This window comes from Microbulbifer maximicatervae (SeqCode), from assembly GCF_052466985.1.
Map to the genome: position 1 here is coordinate 951,720 of NZ_CP174298.1, position 16,237 is coordinate 967,956.

A 16,237-nucleotide genomic window follows, 5' to 3' on the forward strand; every position below is an offset into this window, starting at 1 on the left:
GTTTAAAAATGAGCAGATTAAATAGAACTTTAAAGCTAGCGATGCTGTTCCTATTCCTTTTGGTACCTTTAGGGTGGGTGGCAAATTTTAGTTATGCCAGTGGCTCCCACGGTGGAGATCATCATCAAGAAGAAAGTAAAGGGCCACATGGGGGCCGCCTCTTAGAGCAGGGGGATCTCGTGGTTGAGCTGGCTCTGGTAGAGCGGAGTGGTGGCGCTGAGTTTCGCGCATGGGTTCAGGAAGACGGAAAAGCGCTAGACAATGCAGAATTGACCCTAACTCTGGTTCGACTAGGGGGAGAGTCACAACATATTGCCTTACACCGCGATACAAATATTGATTACTGGCGCAGCCAAGAAAATCTGGCTGAACCTCATTCATTCGACATTGAACTCTCTTTGACTCACAAGCGAGGCCGTGCCAAATGGCAGTTTGAATCATATGAAGGAAGAGTAAAAATAGATGAAAATACAGCGGAAAAGGCCGGTATTAAAACTGCTATAGCTGCCCCTGGTGTCATTCAAGAGCGCATTACCCTTTACGGTAAAACTACTATTGATCATCGCAGTCTCAGTCATGTTCGTGCTCGTTATCCTGGCACGGTTGTCACGATTGAGAAAGCGCTGGGGGATTCAATACAGAAAGGAGAAAAGCTGGCAACAATTGAGTCCAATGACAGCTTGCAAACTTATTCCTTGATAGCGCCTATCAGCGGTCAGATTATTGATAAGCAGGCCAGTCGAGGGGAGTTTAGCGGTGACCGGGTACTGTTTACGATTGCGAACTACAAGCAAATATGGGCAGAGCTTCAAGTATTCCCCACTCGCCGGGGACTAATTACTCGCGGGCAAAAAGTTTCTATTACCGCCGATGGGCTCTCATTTGATTCGACAATTGTCAGCTTGGCACCGGGGGGCAATGGCACGCCTTTCGCAATAGCCCGCGCGATGATTGAGAATCCAGAGGACATTTGGACAACAGACCTGATGGTTCAAGGAGATGTGGTTACCCATGAGAGTCCTGCGCCTTTAGTGGTGGAAAATCAAGCGCTACAACCCTTCCGCAATTGGACCGTTGTGTTTGTAAAAGTAGGGGATGCTTATGAGATTCGCCCACTGGAACTTGGGCGGACCGATGGCAGGGTTACAGAGGTATTAAGTGGACTCAACCCTGGAGACCGCTACGTCACTGAAAACAGTTACTTAATCAAGGCGGATATAGAGAAATCCGGCGCTGCTCACCACCATTAATTGAGGCCAGAAGATGATTGAAAGCATCCTGCGCTTCTCCATTGAGCGGCGTTATTTCGTATTGTCCCTAATTTTTATTCTGGTGGGGCTCGGGGTTTGGAGTTACCAGAAACTCCCTATTGATGCGGTCCCCGATATCACCAATGTTCAGGTGCAGATTAATACTGAAGCACCTGGTTACTCGCCTTTAGAAGCTGAACAGAGAATCACCTATCCGGTAGAGGCTGCACTTGCCGGACTTCCCAACTTGGAGTACACCCGTTCGATTTCGCGCTACGGGTTATCCCAAGTGACCGTGGTTTTCAAAGAGGGGACAGATCTCTATTTTGCGCGAAACTTAATAAACAGTCGTTTGGGTACCATCGAGAGCAATCTGCCCCCGGGGTTGGAGCCGGAGATGGGGCCTATTGCCACCGGGCTCGGTGAGATCTTTATGTATACCGTGGAGGCTCTGCCCGGAGCAACCCAGCCCAATGGCCAGCCCTACGACGCCACTGCACTGCGGGAGATTCAGGATTGGATTATTAAACCGCAATTGTCTCTCGTTCCGGGGGTTACGGAACTAAATACTATCGGTGGCTATAACAAGCAGTATCACGTAACACCGGCCCCCCGCCAGATGCTTAACTTCGGCGTATCTATGGAGGACATTGCCGAGGCTTTGCGTCGCAACAACGAAAGTCGAGGTGCTGGCTATCTGGAAAATAATGGACGCCAACTGTTAGTGCGTTCACCGGGACAACTACAGAATATCGGAGAAATTGAAGACGTAGTAATTACCAGCCGATCCGGGGTGCCGGTTAAAATTTCTGATGTTGCTGAAGTGGCTATTGGTAAAGAGCTGCGTACCGGTGCTGCTACGCGAGATGGTGAAGAAACCGTATTGGGCACCGCTATGATGCTGGTGGGGGAAAACTCCCGCGAGGTGGCGCGCAATGTGGCGGAAGCTTTGGAGCAAGTAAAATCCACTGTACCTGAAGGTGTAAAGGTGGAAGCGGTTTATGATCGCACGACGCTCGTGGATAAAGCCATCGCTACCGTGCAGAAAAACCTTATTGAAGGTGCGTTGCTGGTAGTCGTCGTGCTGTTCTTGCTGCTTGGAAATATTCGGGCTGCCTTTATTACAGCTGCTGTAATCCCGCTGTCCATGCTCGCCACTATATTTGGTATGGTGCAAACCGGTGTTTCTGCCAACCTGATGAGTCTCGGTGCGCTCGATTTCGGTCTGATTGTCGATGGGGCTGTAATTATCGTAGAAAATGCGATTCGCAGGCTCGCCGAAGCCCAACAGCGCAAGGGCGGTAAGTTACTTCTACAAGAGCGATTGGAGCTGGTATTCCAGGCCACCAATGAAGTGATTCGCCCGAGCCTTTTTGGAGTGTTGATTATCACGGTGGTGTATATTCCTTTGTTCACACTGACTGGTGTCGAAGGAAAGATGTTCCACCCTATGGCCGCTACTGTGGTTATGGCGTTATTGGCTGCATTGGTTCTTTCTCTCACCGTAGTACCTGCAGCGGTTGCTGTTTTTCTCACCGGGAAAGTCAGTGAAAAAGAAAATAAGGTGATTGTTGCTACTAAGTCACTGTATAAGCCGCTTTTAATTGCCGCAATGAAAGTGCGTTGGCTGGTACTATCAGGGGCTCTTGCTTTAGTACTGTTTTGCAGTTGGCTAGCTACTACTCTCGGTTCTGAGTTTATCCCCCAGCTTAATGAGGGCGATATTGCACTACACGCTTTACGTATTCCGGGGACTGGCCTCGAGCAGTCGGTGGAAATGCAGCGTCTACTAGAGCAGCGCATTAAGGAGTTCCCCCAGGTAGACAAGGTATTTGCAAAAATTGGTACTCCAGAGGTGGCTACAGATCCAATGCCTCCGAATGTGGCTGATAACTTTGTGATCCTGAAACCCAGAAACCAATGGCCCGATCCAAAACTGCCTCAGGAGCAATTAGTGGCAGAAATCGAAGCAGCCGTTCGAGAGCTACCAGGTAATAACTACGAATTTACCCAGCCAATCCAGATGCGTTTCAACGAGTTAATTTCTGGTGTGCGTGCAGATCTGGGTATCAAAGTATTTGGTGATGACCTGGACCAGCTGGTCGCTTCGTCTAATCAAATCCTGGGTGTGTTAAATGGGATTGAGGGTGTAGCCGATGCTCGAGTAGAGCAGGTTGAAGGTCTGCCAGTTCTCTCTGTAGTCCCCAAGCGTATAGCGCTTGCCCGCTATGGTATCGACCTGAAAACCCTACAGGACTTGGTATCAACCGCAATTGGTGGGGAATCTGCAGGGCTGATTTATGAGGGTGACCGCCGCTTCCAATTGGTAGTAAGGCTGCCGGAAGGGCTGCGCCGGGACTATGAAAACCTTGGTGACTTACCTGTACCTTTACCCGCTGGTAGCCCGCTAGGTAATTATGTGCCCTTGTCTGAAGTAGCCAATCTTGAAATGACACCGGCTCCCAATCAGGTCAGTCGTGAAAATGGCAAGCGCCGTGTAGTGGTAACCGCGAATGTACGCGATCGCGATTTAGGATCTTTTGTGGAGGAGGCAAAAGCCCGAATCCAACAACAGGTGTCTTTGCCTGCCGGTTATTGGTTGGTATATGGAGGTACATTTGAACAACTGGAATCTGCAAGTACGCGTCTTTCTATCGTTGTCCCGCTGACGCTTTTGGTAATCCTCGGTCTTCTAGTAATGGCTTTCGGCTCATTCAAAGATGCCTTGATCATTTTTACAGGAGTTCCCTTAGCGCTAACTGGCGGGGTGCTAGCTCTATGGCTGCGCGGTATGCCTCTATCGATTTCTGCAGGGGTTGGGTTTATCGCCCTCTCTGGTGTTGCGGTTTTAAACGGCCTGGTAATGCTGTCATTTATTCGTCAGCTGCGGCAACAGGGCGGTGAGCTTTTGGTTTCGATTATTGACGGAGCAATGATTCGTCTTCGTCCTGTACTGATGACCGCTCTGGTCGCCAGCTTGGGGTTCGTGCCTATGGCATTGAATGTGGGTACCGGCGCAGAGGTACAAAGGCCCCTGGCCACGGTTGTGATTGGGGGGATTATTTCTTCCACACTTCTAACTCTGTTTGTACTTCCGTTACTTTATCGGATTGTGCATGGCAGGGGAGGAAACGAGATGGCTAAAAACTCTATTAAGTAGATGTTTCTGCCTACTTCACCTCACAAAAGAGATGAAGTAGGTGTAGAACCAATGAGGCAAGATCCAGTTAATTTATTGACTCCTAGTGACGCTCTAAACAAAAGGTATGAGTGCAGGTCGTTCGGCTTCCTAATAAACTCCCCTATAAGCCTGTAAGATAATCTTAGTGTTTAATATACAGACTGCGTATGGTTTAAATGCATTGCTTTTATGGCGCTGTGTTTTTGGGAGTGGTACATGCCGAAAGTGACTCGATAGCTTAAGACGCCTGGTTTATGTGCAGCTGATTCATATCAAATTCTTTAGAGTGTTGATATATTTTTCAGAAAAATTTAAAGCGTTATTTCTTTTTGTTAGTGGGTCACAGTATGAAAAGACAAAAACGGAACTTTTTTCTGTTGAATAAGTGCTCAATGATATTGGATGGGCGCCGTGAGTTTGGAGTGAGGTACCTATGATAGGTTCAAAAAAATTCATGTGCACACCCAGGGATTCCAGGTTACCCAAGTTGGATATGCATAATCCTTCAAGAAAGTAGGGATTGTTGGTTTCGTATTTTTCAACCCACTCAATAATATTCCCTAAATCATAGTTCTTGTGAAAGTTAAACTTACAATATTCGCCGGATGCTGCCTGCCGATCAAGTTCAATCTGTAAGTGCTTTGCCAGCTCCCAAGTGTTCTCGATATCGATATCTGGTGTAACCTCAAGAGTAGTTACTGCAGAAAAGGTACCAATAACGCTTAACTCGATTCCGGTACCGCATAGGTCGCGGACATCCATGGGTAATAAGATTTTGATCCATTCTCTGTGATTTGGCAGTATGTTTGATGCCTGGATGGCAATAGCACAAAAAAGCGCACTAGGTCTTACTTTGTGTTTTCTGCCAATAGTTGCAACGTGAGAGAGCTCCTCCATAGGAAATTTGCGATATAAAATATGGCCCTCCCGTTCAGTAACAAAAGCGGCTTCTTCTACTGGCCATTTAAATAAATTTTCTTTAATTCCAGATGTTTGCTGGTTGGAGAAATGCTTGCTTGAATCAAAGTAGGTCTCAACAGGGTCGTATAACGGCTGTCTATCTAACCTGAATCTTCCTTGATCCAAAAAATACAAATCTAAAATATAGAATATGATCCCGGCAGACCGGCCGTCCAATGCAGCATGATTGCTGACCATAGATATGTAGTCGACTTTACCTAGTGAATTTAGATAGAAGGAAAGAGTATATGTACATGCTTCAACGTTGAGTCCTGTTTTACCTCTGCGAGTATATTCGTATTCAATATTAATGGGTTTTGAAAGCTCCCTTATCTCTAAAGGGATATCCTCAAAGGGTACGTCGCAATACCAGCGCAGTTGCTCACCTGACTCAACACGAGCCTGTAGAAGGGGGTAAATTTTATGGATTAAAGAAAAGGCAGTTTTAAGTTGCTCAACACTTAGTGGAATTAGAACTTTATAAAAGGAAACCAGCAAGGTTCCCCCGCAAGTTCTCCTGGCTAGCTCGGTAAATAATGCTTCTTCAGGCCCCAGCACCCTGGAGAGCTCTCGGCTGGACATAGGTGCTCTTTCCAAGAACAGATTGACTTAATGTCAAACTTAATAAAATAGAAGTTAAGATGCAAAAATATTGATACCTAAATATTGCTTGCTTATCTATATATACATGTTCGGAATACATAAGTGTTGGCTAAGATTTGTCGTGGCTTGATCTAATGTTGACTGGTTTGAGGTGCATTACTTGAGTGGGGGTATGGGGCAATAGCTCCTTTGGAATACATGTATGCCTTTCAATAAAGCTGGTAACGTCGCTTCCTTTGGGTAGGTTACATTAAAAAAACAAGTACTGAATTTTATATGGTTTATTGGCTTAAGGTTGATGTTTGGTGAAATCTGTGAGATGTATATGATATGACAGACTGTACTTGGTCGGCGTTGCCAATATTTCCTTGCATTGATTTTTGGTGGTCACTTGCAGTGACCAATTGATTCTTTGTTGGAGAATCGTACATAAGGTGAAATTATTTGGGGGTAGCCTCGGCTGATTAGGGAGTAGTGGGCGCCTTTGCTTTACTTTTGCTTTTGTTCGTTTTTTCAAGTCAAGGGTTAGTTCTCAGGTTCTAAAAGCCTCTTGATGGTGTTGATGAATTTTTCTGCAAAATTCAAAACGCTATCTCGTTTTGTGAGTGGATCACAGTACGAAAATATAAATACAGAATTACGTACCGTTGAATAGGTTAGTAGTGAGATAGGGTGAGCTCCATGTGTTTGAAATGGAATTGCCGTGATGATTTCAAAGTACTTCATTGCCGTGCCAAGCGCTTTCATGCTGCCTACATTAGATATACACATTCCTTCAGAAAAGACAGATTTCTTTTCCTCATAATCCTGAGCCCATTCAATAATATCCTCGAGTTTATATTTCTTGGGGAACATGAACTTGAATGGTTCTCCTTCTTCCGCCTGTTTATCAAGCTCAATCTGTAAGTGGCGCGCTAGTTGCCAAGTATCTTCTATATCTATATTGGGCATGATTTCAAGAGTGGTTGCTGATGAAAAAGCACCTACTGCACTTAATCCAATTTCAGTGCCGCAGAGTTCACGAACATCCATGGGTAGTAAAATTTTTATCCAATCTTTATGGTTGGGTAATATTTTGGATGCTTGAATCGCAATGGCGCAAAACAAGGCGCTTGGCCTTACCTTGTGACTTTTCCCTATTTTTACCAGTTGTGAAATTTCTGCAATCGGAAATTGCCGATATATAGCATGACCTTCACGTTCTGATACAAAAGCAGGTTCCTCTACGGGCCAGTTAAAAAGTTCATCTTTTTGAGAAGATGGTTTTTCATGGGCAAAGTATTTAGAGGAGCTAAAGTAGCTTTCGACAGCTTCATAAAGTGGTTGTCCGCCCAACCTGAATGTTCCTTCATCTTTAAAGAATATGTCCAAAATACAGAATAAAGTCATCACTGATCGGCCATCCAAAGCTGCGTGGCTGCTGACTAGTGAGATCCATTCAACTTCGTCATGGGAATTAATATAGAAAGAAAGTGTATATGTGCATTTTTCAACATCAAGGCCCGTCTTCCCCCGACGATTGAATTCAGCCTCGAAATCAAGAGGCCCCTTCAATTTTCGAACCTCAATTGGAATTGACTCGAATGGTACGTCGCAGCGCCATCGAAGCTTGTTGCCGGACTCAACTCTTGCCTGTAAAAGTGGGTAGATTTTATGTGCCGATGCGAAACCACTTATCAATTTTTCAACGCTAAGAGGAGTGAGTACTTTGATAAAGGAGATTACTAATGTCCCCCCACAAGTTCGCCTTGCCAACTCGGTGAACATAGCCTCCTCTGCACCTAATACTCTGGAGAGCTCTGTAGCTGGCACAAAGTACCTCCTTTTTAAAGCCCATCCATATCATGTAAAGTAACTTGAATAGGCTTGAATCGCAAAAAACAATTTCTTAAAGGTAAATGGCTGTAGATTTGATTTGGATACTTTGTTGCAGAAGAATAGTTAAGTGATGGTAAGTTGTACTAACAATAGTTTTATTGGTGCGGATTTTAATTTAAGGGTTTTTCCAGGGAAATTTTTGTTTATTGGTCTGTAACGGGTTTAGTGAAGTTCTTTACATTTACTTTTACCCTACTAGGGGAAAGTAGACTTACAGTTGGGTTTTGGACAGTAGTTTTGTGGCCAGCATGTTGTAGTTGATGTAAGCTGTGGGTGAGTGCTCTTAGTAGGGGGGATATTTGCTCATACACTGGTTGCCCCTTGCTGAGTAAGATAATTTACACATCTTATATAATTTATTCTGACTGGGCTTTTAAAATATGCCGGAACAACTCTTTACACTTTTACCTTTTTGGCCTGCGATACTTGGAGCTGTAGTACTTTTTTTACTGGCTAAATCCATCGTGATAGTGGAACCAAAGCAGTACCACTTCGTGCTATTTCTTGGTAAGTACTGGAAAACTGCCACCCCTGGTTTCAACTTGATTATTCCCTACCTTTCCTGGGTAGACAAAAAAGCCTCAACGGCTCTACACGAAACCCCTGTTGAGTTGAGCCTAAAGACCAGTAATCATGTCACATTTGGTTTGATTCTTAAGGTTCAGCATCAGGTGTCGTCGGATGTGCAGCTTGCATACAAAGCTCTCTATGATCTAGAGAATTACCAGGCACAGCTGAAGTCGTTTGCAACAGATGCAGCTATTCCTGTTGCCAACGGCATTGAGCTGGAAGACGTTTATAACAAAAAAGAACATATAGCTGACAAGGCTAAGGAGCGCCTTCGCCAATTTTTCCACGACTTTGGTGTAGAGATTGTCGATGTATTATCAGATGAGCCGCGGCTACCCAAGTCGGTAGAGGTTCAGGCTAACAAAGTTATGGAAATGCAGCGGGAGAAGCAGGCCGCTACCTACGAGGCTGAGGCGATCCGGGAGCGCGAAGTGGGTAAGGCTAAAGCTGATGGCGAGTCCGTAAAGATTCGTATGGAGAAAATGGGGGAGGCACGACGGGTATATGCACAAAGTGCAGCCGAGGCTATTAAGGTTCTTACCAGCGCTGGTACCAGCGCAGACGAAGCGTTGCGCTTTATGACTGCCATTGCAGATAATGATGCGCTGGTAACTGCTGCACGTCACGGTAGTACTGTGGTAATGGCTACCAGCCAGGCGCAGCAAGTACCTGTCGCTTTGCCGTTACCTGATAAGTCGGCTGCGGTAGCAAAACAACGGCCGCTGAGAGAGCCCGAGCCTGTCTAGTAAGGTCCTCCGAGGGGTAAGCCTATGGGCTTATCCTTTGGTAGCTTCGGGGTATCTTGATAGTACTTTACTCCGATAGTCGATGTCGTACTGCTCAGCGCTACAGTACTTGATATTCTAAGTGGTACAACTACAACATTTTTTTCGCGGTCTTGGCGCTGCTTATATTGCTTTTTTGGTTGTCTTTGGTTGTGATTTGATTCAATGGGCCGATATGATCTTTGCTAGGCATTTTACCAGCGAGTCCAAGCCGGCTAATCCCGACTATGGTTGGTCCAAGTTAAGGTATGAACTGATTGTATTTATAAAAGCACTGTTAGCCTGAGTAATCACCCTAGCTCTCATTCGAGCAATGACATGAATGATCGGTAATCCAGATAAATCCTTTGCACTTTATATGTGGGATGATATTTCCAAAGCACTCTTATTCTTTTGGGCTTATTTTTGGCCCTGGATGGAGGATTATGTTTCGCCTGTTTAGAAGGCCGTTGAAGCAAAGTTCTTAGTGTCTTTTGTGCTATTGCTGTTTCGAAGTTCTATTATGACTCCTAATGTGCATTTGGTCTGCATAGCTAGTGGCGGAAAATTATACGTAATATCGAAGCTGTCAAGTTTTTACCTGGAAGATGATGCTCGTATTATGTCTCGGAAGGGCAAGGTATCGCTATTTTGTAGTTTGTTGGTATTGGGCAGGAGTATTGATGTCCACTATCGCGCCAGTATTGGTCTCACATGAATTGTTGCATCTCAAGAAGTTATTGGTAGGGTAATGCTTGGAGGGGGTCCCAGCTGCTAATAAATAAGAATAATATGGTTTTTTTGATTTTGACCTAAGAGCTAGGGTAAGAGGTGCAGCTATAGTAGCTCATATATATTATCTTGCCGCGGCTGCTTAAAGAACCTTATTTGTCGGGGGCAGAAATGCACCATCACAAATTATTCAGTGACAAGAGTGAGCTTTATAAGACTGCTAGGCCAACCTATCCTCCAGAGCTTTATAAGTGTCTCTCAAGCTTGGCTCCATCAAATAAAGTTGCCTGGGATTGTGCTTGCGGTAGTGGTCAGGCAGCGATAGGATTGGCTAAACTATTTGGTAGTGTGTACGCAACTGATATTAGCGCCGAGCCAATAAAAGCGGCTAAAGTTCACCCTAATATTCACTATCAAGTAGGACCTGCTGAGCAGTGTGACCTGGCAAATGAGAGTTGTGATTTGGTTTGTGTAGCCCAGGCGTTGCATTGGCTTAACCTTGATGATTTTTGGCCCGAAGTTCTAAGGCTTTTGAAGCCAAAAGGTATTTTTTCAGCTTGGGGCTATAACTGGCCAGTCTTAGTTGGAGATCTGGCTCAAATATTCAATGAACTTGTTTTGGGGCCAATAGAGACGTACTGGGCTCCACAAAACAAGTTGCTCTGGAATCATTTTAAGGATATAGACTTTCCTTTTAGTGCTATACAGGTTTCGAAGCCAACTATGGAGGCAGTCTGGGACCTGAATGAGTTTTTAATTTTATACATACTTTTTCGGCTGTGCGGAGATGTATAGATGACACGGGTGGTGAATTTATGGAGCGGACCTACCGTAAGGCCAGGGAGGTTTGGAAAATACCACAAGAGAAAAGAGTGATAGCATTTGATTTTGTGCTCTATGTAGGGCGTAAGAAAGATTGGTGATAGAGATATATCTCTATTACTAGATCTGGGCAGTAGAAGTGCTTTGCAAATCTGTATTTAATTTCAATAGTAACTTATCAAATTAGAAAATGTCGGGGAGTTAAAAATGTCTTATGCAGATGGATTTGTAGCAGCTGTACCCTCAAATAACAAAGAAGAATATATTAAGCATGCAAAAATTGCTGCAGAGGTATTTAAAGAGCAGGGGGCTCTAAAGGTTGTTGAAACTTGGGGTGATGATGTTCCAGAAGGCGAATTAACCTCTTTTCCTTTGGCCGTAAAGTGTGCTGGCAATGAAACTGTAGTGTTCTCCTGGGTCCTCTGGCCTTCTAAAGAGGTTCGAGACTCTGGATGGCAGGCGGTTATGGATGATCCGAGGATGAACCCAGATCAAAACCCGATGCCATTTGATGGTAAGAGATTAATCTATGGTGGCTTTAATATTATTCTTGATAAATAAAGTTTATCTATAGTTTGAATGTGTGTCGATAAGGACTGTTTGTTGAATTTTGACCCTATATAAGTACGGAGTCAGATTATATTGAGGATGCTTTTAAGGCTAGGTGGTCATGTCGGGGAAAAGTAGTATTGGTTAGTAATGTGTACTTTCTTTCTTCTACAACTATAAAAAAGGGCATAGTTCAAGTATGCCCTTTTTTGTTAATTTTAAATTATCACTTAGCTTCCATCTTCAAATGAGGCGATAGCAGATGCTGTGTCCCATGAACCATCTTGATAAAGTATTGTTGCCTTAGCGGTATATGCCCTAAATGCACGAATCGTAAAAGAACAATATCTGTCAGAAGTGGTTCCACAACTATGAGCATCATCTGACCAAATTACGGAACTAATTACTTTGCTTGTATCTTCTTCTATTCTAAATGCCGCAGTTGCTGTATTCGCACCCCATATTAATGCGAAACAAACATTTGGTCTGTATGTATCAAACTTAATGGTGTCGACATAGCACTCCATTGTTGCAGCTGTTGTGTGAGAGCTGATAAAAAAGAGGGCTGCTATGATTCCTGTGCCCAGTAATCTTTTCATAAATGTTCCCTATAAATGATTTCTTAATTTTTGTGAGGGTATTCCAAATTACTTACCACGATTGAATGGTATACGCATAATTTTTCAATATACAAGTATTTTTTTTTGATGGTTTTTCTTGTTGTGTGATGGCGTTTATATATTTAAGGGCTTGTAGAGTACTGCTGGTAAATATTTTGTTAATCAGGTTGTACGTAGGTTCCAATTTGTGGCTGGTTGTTAGGTTTGTAGATATTTTCTGCCAATTTCTTATGGTTGCATTGGTAAATACCGGCCGTATAAAGAATAGTGCGCCGCCAGACGAAAAATGGCTGATAAAATCTGAAGGGTATATAAAGAGAGCTTTTAGTGGCCGGGTAAGGATAATTGTGTGATCTATATTGTTTCCTATAAAGTTAGTGCTCTTTATCTTTTCAGTTTTGGAGATGGGGTAATTTAGACTGGTTTATAATAGCTAGCTCATTCGGTCTTTCTTGGTTGCTTATTATAGCATATGGTAGGTAAGGTTAGTCCTGTCAGTGATTTCCATTTCCTTGAGATAGTAATAGTTGCTAGGGTGAGTTAAATGGCGTTTGAAAATTGGTTGGCCTTTTGCGCAATCGCACTCTTGGCAACTGCTACCCCTGGCCCAGCGGCACTACTGGTCTCTATCAATACTCTATCGAATGGCGTTAGAGGAGGTGTGTTCACGGCATTGGGCAATATATCTGGCTTGTTTGTTATGTCCGGGCTTTCAGTTATTGGATTGAGTGTACTTGTCCTTAACTCTTCTTTGGCGTTTACTGTGGTAAAGGTGGTTGGGGCTGGATATCTGATTTATATGGGAGTTAAGCTTTGGAAAAATGGAATAGGAAGAGTGGATTCTTCTGAGGTAACTTGTAATGCTAGGCGAGGTGCATTGAGTTTGTATATTCAAGGGGGCTTAATTGCCTTAACGAACCCTAAAGCGATAATATTTACAACCGCGCTTTTCCCACAATTTATTTCATTGTCCGACCCACTATTACCTCAGTTTTCCTTACTGGTCTTCACTTTTATGGCATTATCTTTTAGCTGTTTATTTTGTTATACCTTATTAGCTTTCGGTACCAAGAAATGGTCAAGGAGTATGGCTTCAAGTCGATTTCTCGGTCGGATATTTGGTTCCACTTTTGTTGGTGCTGGTTGTATTTTAGTTGGCACATCAAAATAGGAAGATGTATGTAAGAATATACAAAAATCTATTTTGGGTGCTTCTGTAAAATATACAGTATTCCTCATGCTGTCAGAAGCAAGGTGGTAAGTAGGTAGCAGCTAGATGAGTAGGGTAAGCCGCACCCTTTGCTTAATATGTACCCCCCCCAAAAAAAAATACAGCAAGTAGTTTCGCGAGTTACGTAGTATGGATATTAAAGATTATATTGAGTTGATCCATAGTTTTTCAAAGACAGATTTTGAACTTCAGGGAGGTGGAAACTCTATCTGTTTTCGGTTGCAAAAGGAAAGGGATTTTGTTTTTCCGAAAGAGTTTCAAGAGTATATGGTTCACTATGCGCCTGCCCACAGCCAATATCTTGATGGCGTGGGCAATCCAATTGATCTTTATAGTGCCAGGCGCTTGTCATGGGTGATGAATGGATATAACTACAACCCGGTTGATAATTAGCCAATACCCGGTTGGGATAAATCTTGGTTTTTATTCGCCGATGAGGGTGCAGATCCAATCATTGTAGACTTGGCCGAAAGCAACCGAAATTCAAAGGTATATCGTGCCATGCATGGGGCTGGGGGGGGGGATTTTAGGCCTATCGCCGATTCAATAGGGCAATTTCTACTATGCGCTTCAGCTCTACATCATGCGCTCTCCGGAATAGTTGACAAAGATGTACTTGTTGATGATGGATGTGGGTTTAATCTTCATGAAAGAAGTGCATCTTGGTTGTTTCCATTCTTTCGTCAATATGCGGATAAATATTACACAGATTGGCTTGCAGTATTTGATAATAGTTAGCGGAATGATTTATTGATAAATTCTTTATTATGGCTGCAACTCAAGGTTGATCTCAGTTTATGTGAAGGTACCTTGCTAAGCGCTTTTGAAATCTTGCTCATGAATAACTAGTACTTATGTAGTGAGGGAATACCCGACTCACGAACAAGCTTCCCTCACATTTTTTGGCTTCTGTTGACTTTCCGGTACCTTTCCACTAGTTTCGCGACCACGATTAGAGGTGCCTTCTGCCCTGAATTGGCTGAGAAGGTTAAACGGGAAGTCCGGAAATCCGGCGCTGCCCCCGCAACGGTGATCCACCTGTATTCTGAGTGGTAAGCCCGATACCGGCCTCTTTTCTAAACACGATGGAGCGGAGGGCTACCATCTTGCAATACGATCTTTCGCGCTTCGGCGTGCCGCATTGCTATTCCTCCCTCGATCCCATGTGCTTTTGTCTTAGGGGTTGAAACTTGAAAAAATCTATATTGAGCCTGGCTGTTTTATCAGCCGTGAGCGCGCCGTCTTTTGCTGAATCTACTGTTACCGAATCTTCAATTCCTGACCTGGAAACCGTGGTTGTTGTGAGCTCCCGTCAGGGTGAGCCGCTGCGCCAGGTAGCTACTTCAGTAACTGTATTGGATGAAGAACAGCTAAAAGAGCGGGGATTGGTGTCCCTTGCCGATGTCTTGCGCAGTGTGCCCTCCGTGTCTGTTACTAATACAGGGGGTATGGGCAAGACAACCTCCTTAAGGGTACGTGGAGAGTCCGGTTTCAGAACCTTGGTTCAGATAGACGGCATCGACATTTCTGACCCAACCGGTACCCAGGCGGGGGCTCATATTGAACATATTATGAGCAGCAACTTGCAGCGTGTGGAATTATTACGCGGTCCACAAGGTATGCTCTACGGGGCCGATGCCGGTGGAGTGCTGGATATCTCAACTCGTCGTGAAGATCAAGGACAGCGCTTTGAGCTGTCTGCCGAGGGCGGTAGCTTCGATACTGAACGCTACAATGCCAGCGCTAGCGGAGCCAATGAAGCACTGGATTATTTTATTTCTGCAGCGGCGGCAGAAACCGATGGTTTTAATACCAGTAGTTATGACACGGAATTGAGAGATGACGACGGTTACGATAATGAAACCTTGCATGGCCGTGTAGGTTGGAATATTTCTGAGCAGTGGCGACTTGAGGCTGTGGCGCGGGATACCGATGCTTCAGGTGAGTATGATCGCTGCGGCTGGCCCTCTCAGGATGATTGTAACTTTGATTTCAGCCAGGAAAGTGTTCGTGTCAGCTTAGCTCATAAAGGCGAAGATGGTCAGCAGGAGTTGGCTTATACACGTTCTGATTTGCAGCGTACCTATATCAGTGAAGGCGTGCCCTTTTATGAAGCGGAAGGTGATATCGAAAAGTTGAACTTCACCGGTTCCTACGGGTTTAGTCGCGAACATGGAATGGTCTACGGGGTAGAGCATCGTGAAGATACTTCAGGAGACCTGGATCGGGATCAGTGGGCAGTTTATTCCGAATATCAGGGAAGCTATGCCGATCAGGCTTATATCACCCTTGGCCTTCGCCATGACAATAACTCTGATTTTGGCAGCTACAACAGCTTCCGCGCCAGCTCAGCCTATTTATTTGAGGATGTTGCCAACGGTACGGTAAAAATAAAAAGTAGTTACGGCACTGGCTTCCGTGCCCCGAGCTTATATGAAGTTGACTACAACGCTACCGCATTCGACTGGTTAACTTTTACTCCATTAGAGTTGCCCTCTCTTAAGCCGGAAGAGAGCCGAGGCCTGGATCTTGGTGTTGAATACTTTGGTGAAAACTCTCTCTACCTTGAGTTCGTACTGTTTAAACAGGTCATTGAGAATGAAATCGGATTCGATATGGTCGACTACACAGGTTACCTGCAAAGCAGTGGAGAAAGCGTGTCCCAAGGCGCGGAGTTTGTTGTCGAAGCGCAATTGACTGACAGTCTATTGCTCTCTGCCAACTACACCTACACCGACGCTGAAGAAGCTGATGATTCTCCCCGAGCCCGCAGCCCCAAGCACTTGGCGAATCTCGGCTTCACTTATAAGCCTACTAGTGACTTGAGCCTTGTTATGAACTTGCGTTCCAGTGCGGATGTAGTAGATAGCGATGGCACCTCGCTGGATGATTATGAAGTGCTGGATGCAAGTGTCCGTTATCAGCTGAACAACTCCACGACTGTATTTGTTCGCGGTGAAAACCTTGCCGACGAAGATTATGTGGAAGTCACAGGCTATAACACTGCGGGCCTCGCCGGTTATGCTGGTGTGGAATTCAGCTTCTAAAGCACTTTCTTTTATAGGTTCTTGAACGAG

At 44.5% G+C, this 16,237-nt stretch carries 11 protein-coding genes and 1 riboswitch; of the genes, 8 read left to right on the plus strand and 3 right to left on the minus strand.

What is annotated here, in order from left to right; all coding sequences use genetic code 11:
• The first annotated feature begins 8 nt into the window (after positions 1 to 8).
• A complete protein-coding gene (locus tag ACJJI3_RS04210) occupies positions 9 to 1,250 on the plus strand; it encodes an efflux RND transporter periplasmic adaptor subunit (RefSeq protein ID WP_444941590.1) in 1,242 nt (413 codons plus the stop codon).
• A gap of 13 nt (positions 1,251 to 1,263) precedes the next feature.
• Positions 1,264 to 4,410, plus strand: a complete 3,147-nt coding sequence (locus ACJJI3_RS04215; RefSeq protein ID WP_444941591.1) for an efflux RND transporter permease subunit — start codon at positions 1,264 to 1,266, stop codon at positions 4,408 to 4,410.
• A gap of 288 nt (positions 4,411 to 4,698) precedes the next feature.
• Here ACJJI3_RS04215 and ACJJI3_RS04220 read toward each other — a convergent pair whose 3' ends face one another.
• Together ACJJI3_RS04220 and ACJJI3_RS04225 are read right to left on the minus strand one after the other, a co-directional pair.
• Positions 4,699 to 5,973, minus strand: coding sequence for a hypothetical protein (locus tag ACJJI3_RS04220; protein ID WP_444941592.1), 1,275 nt, complete (start codon positions 5,971 to 5,973; stop codon positions 4,699 to 4,701).
• Positions 5,974 to 6,519: 546 nt separating this feature from the next.
• Complete coding sequence (locus ACJJI3_RS04225; protein WP_444941593.1) at positions 6,520 to 7,806, minus strand: hypothetical protein; 1,287 nt, start codon at positions 7,804 to 7,806, stop codon at positions 6,520 to 6,522.
• Positions 7,807 to 8,252: 446 nt separating this feature from the next.
• On the opposite strand from ACJJI3_RS04225, the gene ACJJI3_RS04230 reads away from it, so the two are divergent.
• The 3 genes from ACJJI3_RS04230 (at position 8,253) to ACJJI3_RS04240 (ending at position 11,321) form a co-directional block, all read left to right on the plus strand.
• Positions 8,253 to 9,188, plus strand: a complete 936-nt coding sequence (locus ACJJI3_RS04230; RefSeq protein WP_413662199.1) for an SPFH domain-containing protein — start codon at positions 8,253 to 8,255, stop codon at positions 9,186 to 9,188.
• Between the two features lie 921 nt (positions 9,189 to 10,109).
• Positions 10,110 to 10,733: a class I SAM-dependent methyltransferase gene (locus ACJJI3_RS04235; protein ID WP_444941594.1), complete on the plus strand. Its 624-nt coding sequence runs from the start codon at positions 10,110 to 10,112 to the stop codon at positions 10,731 to 10,733.
• Positions 10,734 to 10,967: 234 nt separating this feature from the next.
• The gene (locus ACJJI3_RS04240; RefSeq protein WP_444941595.1) at positions 10,968 to 11,321 is read left to right on the plus strand and encodes a DUF1428 domain-containing protein; all 354 of its coding nucleotides are present in this window, start codon (positions 10,968 to 10,970) and stop codon (positions 11,319 to 11,321) included.
• A 218-nt stretch (positions 11,322 to 11,539) separates the two neighbouring features.
• Here the strand turns inward: ACJJI3_RS04240 and ACJJI3_RS04245 are convergent, their stop codons facing one another.
• Entirely contained in the window at positions 11,540 to 11,908 is a 369-nt protein-coding gene (locus ACJJI3_RS04245) for a hypothetical protein (protein WP_444941596.1), read from the minus strand.
• 565 nt (positions 11,909 to 12,473) lie between these two features.
• Here ACJJI3_RS04245 and ACJJI3_RS04250 point away from each other — a divergent pair.
• The 3 genes from ACJJI3_RS04250 to ACJJI3_RS04260 all read left to right on the plus strand — a co-directional run bounded on the left by ACJJI3_RS04250 (position 12,474) and on the right by ACJJI3_RS04260 (position 16,207).
• Positions 12,474 to 13,100, plus strand: coding sequence for a LysE family translocator (locus ACJJI3_RS04250; RefSeq protein WP_444917312.1), 627 nt, complete (start codon positions 12,474 to 12,476; stop codon positions 13,098 to 13,100).
• A gap of 189 nt (positions 13,101 to 13,289) precedes the next feature.
• Positions 13,290 to 13,553 (plus strand): hypothetical protein, encoded by a 264-nt coding sequence (locus tag ACJJI3_RS04255; RefSeq protein WP_444941597.1) that lies wholly within the window; start codon positions 13,290 to 13,292, stop codon positions 13,551 to 13,553.
• A 546-nt stretch (positions 13,554 to 14,099) separates the two neighbouring features.
• A riboswitch (cobalamin riboswitch) is annotated at positions 14,100 to 14,247 on the plus strand.
• 103 nt (positions 14,248 to 14,350) lie between these two features.
• Positions 14,351 to 16,207: a TonB-dependent receptor plug domain-containing protein gene (locus ACJJI3_RS04260; RefSeq protein WP_444941598.1), complete on the plus strand. Its 1,857-nt coding sequence runs from the start codon at positions 14,351 to 14,353 to the stop codon at positions 16,205 to 16,207.
• Positions 16,208 to 16,237: the final 30 nt, after the last annotated feature.